8 protein-coding genes are annotated in these 6,719 nt (G+C 52.9%); 5 read left to right on the top strand and 3 right to left on the bottom strand.

Translation table 11 applies throughout. The annotated features are described in order from the left end of the window. Nucleotides 1-77 precede the first annotated feature (77 nt). Both ACTHYN_RS16010 and ACTHYN_RS16005 read left to right on the top strand, forming a co-directional pair. Nucleotides 78-353: a hypothetical protein gene (locus ACTHYN_RS16010; protein WP_441813400.1), complete on the top strand. Its 276-nt coding sequence runs from the start codon at nt 78-80 to the stop codon at nt 351-353. Between the two features lie 106 nt (nt 354-459). Next, entirely contained in the window at nt 460-762 is a 303-nt protein-coding gene (locus ACTHYN_RS16005) for a hypothetical protein (RefSeq protein WP_441813399.1), read from the top strand. Nucleotides 763-997: 235 nt separating this feature from the next. On the opposite strand, the gene ACTHYN_RS16000 is transcribed toward ACTHYN_RS16005, so the two are convergent. Together ACTHYN_RS16000 and ACTHYN_RS15995 are read right to left on the bottom strand one after the other, a co-directional pair. Beyond that, nucleotides 998-2,209 (bottom strand): alginate export family protein, encoded by a 1,212-nt coding sequence (locus ACTHYN_RS16000; protein WP_441813398.1) that lies wholly within the window; start codon nt 2,207-2,209, stop codon nt 998-1,000. A gap of 251 nt (nt 2,210-2,460) precedes the next feature. Beyond that, nucleotides 2,461-3,096, bottom strand: coding sequence for a DUF1826 domain-containing protein (locus ACTHYN_RS15995; protein WP_441813397.1), 636 nt, complete (start codon nt 3,094-3,096; stop codon nt 2,461-2,463). Between the two features lie 137 nt (nt 3,097-3,233). Between ACTHYN_RS15995 and zigA the strand changes: the two genes are divergently transcribed. Beyond that, nucleotides 3,234-4,427 carry a zinc metallochaperone GTPase ZigA gene (zigA, locus tag ACTHYN_RS15990; protein WP_441813401.1) on the top strand — a complete coding sequence of 398 codons (1,194 nt, stop codon included), beginning with the start codon at nt 3,234-3,236 and terminating at the stop codon, nt 4,425-4,427. A gap of 67 nt (nt 4,428-4,494) precedes the next feature. Here the strand turns inward: zigA and nrtS are convergent, their stop codons facing one another. After that, entirely contained in the window at nt 4,495-4,800 is a 306-nt protein-coding gene (nrtS, locus tag ACTHYN_RS15985; protein ID WP_441813396.1) for a nitrate/nitrite transporter NrtS, read from the bottom strand. Between the two features lie 155 nt (nt 4,801-4,955). Here nrtS and ACTHYN_RS15980 point away from each other — a divergent pair, with 155 nt between their 5' ends. Continuing rightward, nucleotides 4,956-5,354, top strand: coding sequence for a hypothetical protein (locus ACTHYN_RS15980; RefSeq protein WP_303595109.1), 399 nt, complete (start codon nt 4,956-4,958; stop codon nt 5,352-5,354). A 277-nt stretch (nt 5,355-5,631) separates the two neighbouring features. Further along, on the top strand, nt 5,632-6,719 hold a 1,088-nt coding region (locus tag ACTHYN_RS15975), incomplete at its 3' end, for a hypothetical protein (RefSeq protein ID WP_441813395.1).

Here is a 6,719-nt window from a genome sequence, read left to right as displayed (position 1 = left end):
TTGGCAAGGTGCGGCTTGCCAGAAAAACGCGCATGCGCATGAATAAAACTGTTATACACAAGGAGTAGTGGCTCAAAATGGCAAGGAATCGTAGCGAAGGTGGCTTTCTCGAATCACGGCTGATTAGCCTCTTTGCATCTCTGTTTTTCTCTGTTCCTACCGCCGCGTTGATCTGGCTTGGCGTCAACAAACAACTGACGTACTTTGATGCAGGATTCTTCAGCAGTACATATCTTATTGCCTGTATTGTCGCATTTGCTGTGTTGGCGTTGCTGCTCCCGAAACTTTTTCCGTCTATTCTCGGAGGTCTTTGGCGCGGCATACTCAAGGTTGAGCGTTGGTGGGGCTGGTAGCCTTATGTATAACCAATCATTCAAGTTCGTTCCCGGCCTGCGGCCGTCCACCGGACGCCCCTGTCGGGCCGCCGCTTTATTTAGGCGTTAAAACGAGGAGAACTGAATGAACCTGAATACTTCGCCCACCAAGTCGCAACTTGAGGCACTTATTTCAGCATGTGACGACAGTGCTGGGCATCACGTCGTCTGGGTCGATAAAAACGGTGACGTCAGTATAGATGTTGTTCCCCAAGGGCTCACTCCTATCGGTTTTGAGCAGTCCAAGCCGAGCATGCTCATGCGATATGAAACATTTTCCTGCGGCAACGACTATGTTGGCCCATCAGCAGCCAAGGATACTGCGCACATCGCGGAAATTTTCGAAAGTCTGGTGAAGGAGTGGCTGAAGGTGAGAACTGATGGGTAACGTAGTCAATAGATAGTGATGCGCCCATGTCTTTACTCCGGTTCATACGAATATGGGTATGGTTCGAAGCAGCATGTGTGCCACCAATGTGAAGTATTTATTAATCAATGAGTTGAGTGAATTTAGGCGAAAATCTGAGCGGTTTTCGTGGGTTGCCAATGTCGGACAATGGCAACTGTCACTTGCCATTGCCCGGCTCTGGGGCAGGGAGCCTCCAATTGTTTAGGATAAAAGGTCAGAGCGCAGCGCTGAGCGTCAGCCAGAGCTTGTTTGTGTCCACTTTGCCTGCCGCGCTGTCTCCGGCAGAGTACATTGCGTACTTGATACCTGCCGTATAATGCTTGGCGAAACTGCGGGTGTAGCTCACACCGAATTCGTCGCCGAGATCGTTTACGCCGGGGGTGGATTCGTCAGCGCTGAAGTCGTGATACTCGATGGCCCATTTACCCCCTGCCAGGCCGCCTGCAACCGTCAGTGAGATGTCTTCCAGGCCATTCGCGGGCGTCGCCAGAAACTGGTCAGACCAACCGTTGAATACATGCAGTGTGGCCAGAGGCGTGGCGAAGCCATAGTTACCATCATCAGATCCGAGTACTTCATAGGCCATGGCGATGGTGATGCCGCTAACGCCAAGGCCTGCCTTGAGGCTGTAATAGTCGGTATCAAACTTACTGGAGCCCGTCTCCGCTTCCTGAGTGGCGTATTCGGCTGCGTAGACAAACTTCATTGATTCCATTTTGTAATCGCCCGCGTAGCGCAAGCCCATGGTATCCAGACCGTTGTCCGTGCCGTCATCAACTTCTAAAAGATACGCGTAGGCCGAAAGTTTGCCGAAGCCGGTCTGATAGCCCAGATTCAGCAAATGATCGTTTGAAGGCAGGTCGCCGGCTTCGGCGAAGATGCGGTTGCGTTGGTTAATGAAGGCATAGTCCAGGCTCAGTGCGGTGCTTGGTGTATAGGTCAGGCGCACAGCATCGAACGTCTGTCGATCCTGGCGCCAGCCGACATGACCGACGTGGCGTTGGTTGTCATAGGTGATGACCTGCCGCCCGCCGCGCGCCCTGAGGTTGTAGCCGCTGTACTGTAGGTAAGCCTGGTCGACTTCCGTGGTTTCCGGGTCGGGGATGACCGAATAATTCGGATTCTTACCCAGGGTATTGTTGTAATCGTCCACCCCCAATACATTTCGGGAATCTTCAAATTCCAGAACACCGGTAATGCCCTTGTAGTTACCGGTGGTATAGCCCAAACGGGTGCGGACGGTCAGAGCGTCAGCGTCTTCAAGCGTGTTGTCCTGATCCACCGACTCGTACCGCAGGCGTACGTTCCCTGATACTTCACCCTGGGACAGTGCGGCGTAGAGTGTTTGATCTTCTGCCAGGGCAGGTGTAGCAATAATCAGTGCGCCGAGCATACCGGCTGAGATCCATATCGATCGTTCTTTCATGGTTAACTCCGTAGTTTTGACGAGGTTTTTCTGGGCAGGGCTATCGATATGGTTCAGAGCAGTATGTGTGCCATCAGAAATTAATGGATATAAAACAATCAGCTGGGGGGTTGTGGCGAGGTTTGTGGCAGCATCCAGATGTGGTCAATGTCGTACAATGTCAGCTGTGAGTCTGCCATTAGCTAACTCAGGCGAGGGTATGAGGTTGCGTGCGGGTGGAGTATCGGGTTTTGCGTGCTGGCTTTCGGGTATCAGGAAAGCCAATCAAGACCCAATACAAGGCGGGGGTGGGCACCTGGTTCCGGGGAGCGATGGACAAGGCCCTGGCCTTCATTGCCTATCCAGGACTCCCCCTTGAGAAGGGATACTGCACCGGTTGGCATAACCTGGATATCCTCAGCGCTGACTGCCTGATCGGGGAGGGGGCCAGACGGATTTCCCCGTTTTACCTGATTCTCGGGCAACCACTCAGTTCCCCTGCCGGCATAGGTCACCAATAAACGTACCGGCACCTTGTCGGTGTGGAAACGGGGGCACATGGTATCCGGGAGCACGTGCAACCGGACGCCAATAGCGGCAGGCTCGAACAGGCAGCCGAACATCTCCACCATCTCATTTACATCTGCCAACCAGGCTTTGGCGCCCGCCAATTCCTGGGCCCAGGCAGGCAGGATCTGCTCCAGGTAGTCGCCTGCGTTAATACCGACAAAACGCTCGAAAGTGCCGGCTTCTCTTGAAAAGTGATGAGCAAAGCTGATGCTTTCACCGGAGAGCGGGCGCTCCCAAACAGCGAGATTAACCTCGTCTCTGAATATTTCAGTCAGGCACTCGGGCTTACCGCCGTGTACCGCTATCGGTAGGGAAAGGCCCTTGTTTTCTCCAGACATCGTTGAGTGCTCCTGAGGCTCACGTCTCGCAAAATGCGTATCACTTTTCACCAGCAAATGTTATGTTATAACATATCTACTGTAAAGCAATGTGCAGACACCGAACCTAACTACCAGGGAGATTGTGCATGGATCATCTGGATACCCGCCTTCCCGTGACCGTACTGTCCGGATTTTTAGGCGCGGGCAAAACCACGGTGCTGAACCATATCCTTAATAATCGGGAGGGAACGCGGGTTGCTGTGATCGTCAACGACATGAGCGAAGTCAACATCGATGCCGCTCAGGTTCAACAGGAAGTCACCTTGAACCGGTCAGAAGAAAAACTCGTTGAGATGAGTAATGGCTGTATCTGCTGCACCCTGAGAGAAGACTTGTTGATCGAAGTGCGCAAACTCGCTGCAGAGGGTCGTTTCGACTGCCTGGTCATCGAATCTACCGGTATCTCGGAGCCGTTACCGGTAGCAGAAACCTTTACTTTCGCTGATGAAGACGGCGTGAGCCTGTCCGATATTGCGAGGCTCGACACCATGGTTACCGTGGTGGACGCAGTTAATTTCCTGAAGGATTTTGACGAAGCACAATCTTTACAGGAAACCGGAGAAAGCCTGGGCGAAGAAGATGAGCGCAGCGTGGCGGACCTGCTTGTTGATCAGATTGAATTCAGCGATATTCTTCTGGTCAGCAAAACAGACCTGGTTTCTCCAGGCGACCTCGATCGGCTCAAGGGCGTGCTCCGCAGCCTCAATTCAGAAGCAGAAATACTTCCCATAGAAAAAGGCGCCGTACCACTTGATAAGGTGCTGAATACCAATAGATTCAGTTTTGAACGCGCTCAGCAGGCGCCAGGATGGCTAAAAGAAATGCGCGGCGAACACATTCCGGAAACCGAGGAGTACGGCATTTCCAGCTTTGTGTACCGCGCCCGCCGCCCATTCCATCCTGCAAAGTTCTATGAGTTCCTGCATCAGCCGGTTTCCGGTGGCAAGCTCATTCGATCCAAAGGCTATTTCTGGCTTGCCACGCGTCCGGAGTTTGCGGGCCATTGGAGCCAGGCCGGTGGCATTGCCCGGCACGGGTTCGCCGGGATGTTCTGGAAAGCCGTGCCAGAGAAGTCCTGGCCCGAGGATCCAGAGTATCGCGAGTCAATCATGGAAACCTGGGTAGAGCCGTTCGGCGATATGCGTCAGGAGTTAGTCTTCATTGGCCAGAATCTGGATCAGGCCACGATCACCGGTCAGTTGGATGACTGCCTTCTGAATGAAGAGCAGCTTTTGGCCGGCAAATCATTTTGGCAAACACTGAATGATCCTTTCCCGGCCTGGCAGTAGCCAGTTTGACATGCAGCAGAGAGCTGACCCCTGCCGCACATAGCCGGATTGAGAGAAAATTCGTGCCTTATTGCCCTCGGATCTTCTGAGCTTCATGATGAGCCGTCAGTTCGGCGGCTTCCGTTTCCCCAAGCAGGTATAGATCCTTGCTAACGCTGGTGTAGGTTGACACCAGATAGGGCACGCAATAGGTCAGCAATACTTTTAACCAGTCCATGGGCGCTGGACCTGTGACCGCTCCCCATTGATTGATCAGCACCAGAAGCGTACCCACCACGGCTGCCAACTTTGCAGCGCGCCAGGGCGTGCCGTGGCTCATTGCCAGCTCGCAGGCTTTCCGGTAACGGCGAGTAAAAATGACTTCCGTGGACACTGCACACTCCTGTCGTGGCGATCTGAATAAGTTATTGCCTCAAAACACCTGCATCACTCCGTTTGTTACAGCGCTCTGTAGTGTTCATTCCGGAACTATTATGAAGACTTTGTGTCATTTGAGCGATCGTTCAAAAACCAAAGAAGGAAAAACGAATGCCCAAACAGTTACCCCTTGCTCTACTGTTGCTAAGACTCGGTATATTTACCGTGTTCCTGTTCTGGACTCTAGAAAAACTCATTCATCCTGAAAATGCTGCCAAGGTCTTTGGGGCGTTCTATGGTCTCGAAGGCCTTGGTGAGATTGTCTTTTACATTATCGGAGTGGCCCAGCTCATACTGATCCTTGCGTTTTTGGCGGGCCTACTGAAAACCTGGACTTATGGCATTATTCTGGCCTTCCATTCGGTCTCCACTTTGTCAGCCTTCGGTAAGTACCTCCAGCCTTTTGATAACCTTCTGTTCTTTGCGGCCTGGCCGATGCTGGCGGCCTGCATCGCCCTGTTTCTGTTGCGGGATTACGATACGCTGACGCTCTCCAGATCCGCGCGTTGATCGATATTGAGATTTGTTGATAAAAGCCTCCTGCAACGCCCAATAAAGCAGGAGGCTTTTTCGTATCAGCTTCTGAAATATCCTTTTTCTCAGACGTGAAATGCGGCCAGAACCTGTGCCCAAGGCCCAGGTTGGAGAATGCACTTGGCGTGTGTCTCTGGTTTACAATTAAAATGTTATAACATAACATTTATTGAAATTCGTCAGGCCTGACTACTGGATTGTATTTTTCAGAGCTTGAAGTGAAATGTTATAACATCAACTGGAGAGCCTCATAGTGCACGTTAAAAAACTTGCCCCTTTCTCAATAACGCCCCTTAAAACGTCGGTTTTGTTAGCCTCAGCCATGTTTTTGTCGGCCTGCGGAGGCAGCAGTAGCAGCTCGGATGACGCACACACCGATACGGATATCGATACCGCTGGCCGGTTGGCGCTGTTCGACACGGGCGAGCCGTCGGCACTGAAGATATTGGACCTTGATAGCGGCGACGTGTTGTCGTCCTTTGAGATGACCGGTGAGGTTCCTGCGTTGTACGCCTCTCCCGGAAATCGCTACGTGGTGGCCACCCAGAGAGGCGATGACCTGGTGTCCTTCGTTGACAGTGGGCTTTATACCGAAGATCACGGCGATCACATGCACGACTATGCAGAGACCCCGAGCCTGTTGTCGCTAACGCTGAATGATCACAAACCCACGCACTATACGGTTGGTGATTCTTACGGTGTTGTTTTCTTCGACGGCGGTGAAGCCTCCAGCTCCAAAGTGACGGTTTTTTCTGACGAAACTCTGGGAAGCAACAGTACCCTCACCAGCCTGGACCTGGAAACCAACATGCACGGCGTTGCCATGATGGCCGACGGCCATTTGTTTGTGACCTACCGGGACAGTTCTATTACGGGCACCACGCTGCCGACCATGGTTGAGCGCTACCACCTGGATGACGGCAGCTTCGAGTTCGAAGAGCGTTACAGCGAGACATGCCCCGCTCTCCATGGCGCTGCAGTAGGCGCACACAGCCTCGGGTTTGGGTGCAGTGATGGTGTGCTGGTAATCGACCTGCATGAGGCGGGCTACCCGACATCCAAACTGGCGAACCCTGAAAGCCTTGCTGAGGGTGCGCGTATCGGAACCCTGCTGGGCAACCACGATGTTGAAGAACTGGTTGGCCTTGCCGGTGATCAGATGTTCGTGATCGACCCGGAATCGGAATCACAGGTGTACCTGGAGCTGGAACTTGGTGACGGAGTTGGGCCGCTGGTTCAAGGCTTCACTACGCATGGGGAAGTGTTCTACGTGCTGGGTGATGACTGTGGCTTGCAATTGTTTGCCCCATCCAATGATTGGGCGTTGATCGGCACGGTTCA

The organism is Marinobacter sp., from assembly GCF_052091845.1.
In the GTDB taxonomy this organism is placed as follows: Bacteria; Pseudomonadota; Gammaproteobacteria; order Pseudomonadales; family Oleiphilaceae; genus Marinobacter.
Note: the sequence above shows the minus strand (reverse complement) of the source record. Positions and strands in the feature narration are given on the sequence as shown.

Excerpts from the sequence above, each read along its gene's own strand:
- ACTHYN_RS16000 (WP_441813398.1), bottom strand. The coding sequence starts at position 2,209 with ATGAAAGAACGATCGATATGGATCTCAGCCGGTATGCTCGGCGCACTG.
- ACTHYN_RS15995 (WP_441813397.1), bottom strand. The coding sequence starts at position 3,096 with ATGTCTGGAGAAAACAAGGGCCTTTCCCTACCGATAGCGGTACACGGC.
- ACTHYN_RS15980 (WP_303595109.1), top strand. The coding sequence starts at position 4,956 with ATGCCCAAACAGTTACCCCTTGCTCTACTGTTGCTAAGACTCGGTATA.
- ACTHYN_RS16005 (WP_441813399.1), top strand. The coding sequence starts at position 460 with ATGAACCTGAATACTTCGCCCACCAAGTCGCAACTTGAGGCACTTATT.
- ACTHYN_RS16010 (WP_441813400.1), top strand. The coding sequence starts at position 78 with ATGGCAAGGAATCGTAGCGAAGGTGGCTTTCTCGAATCACGGCTGATT.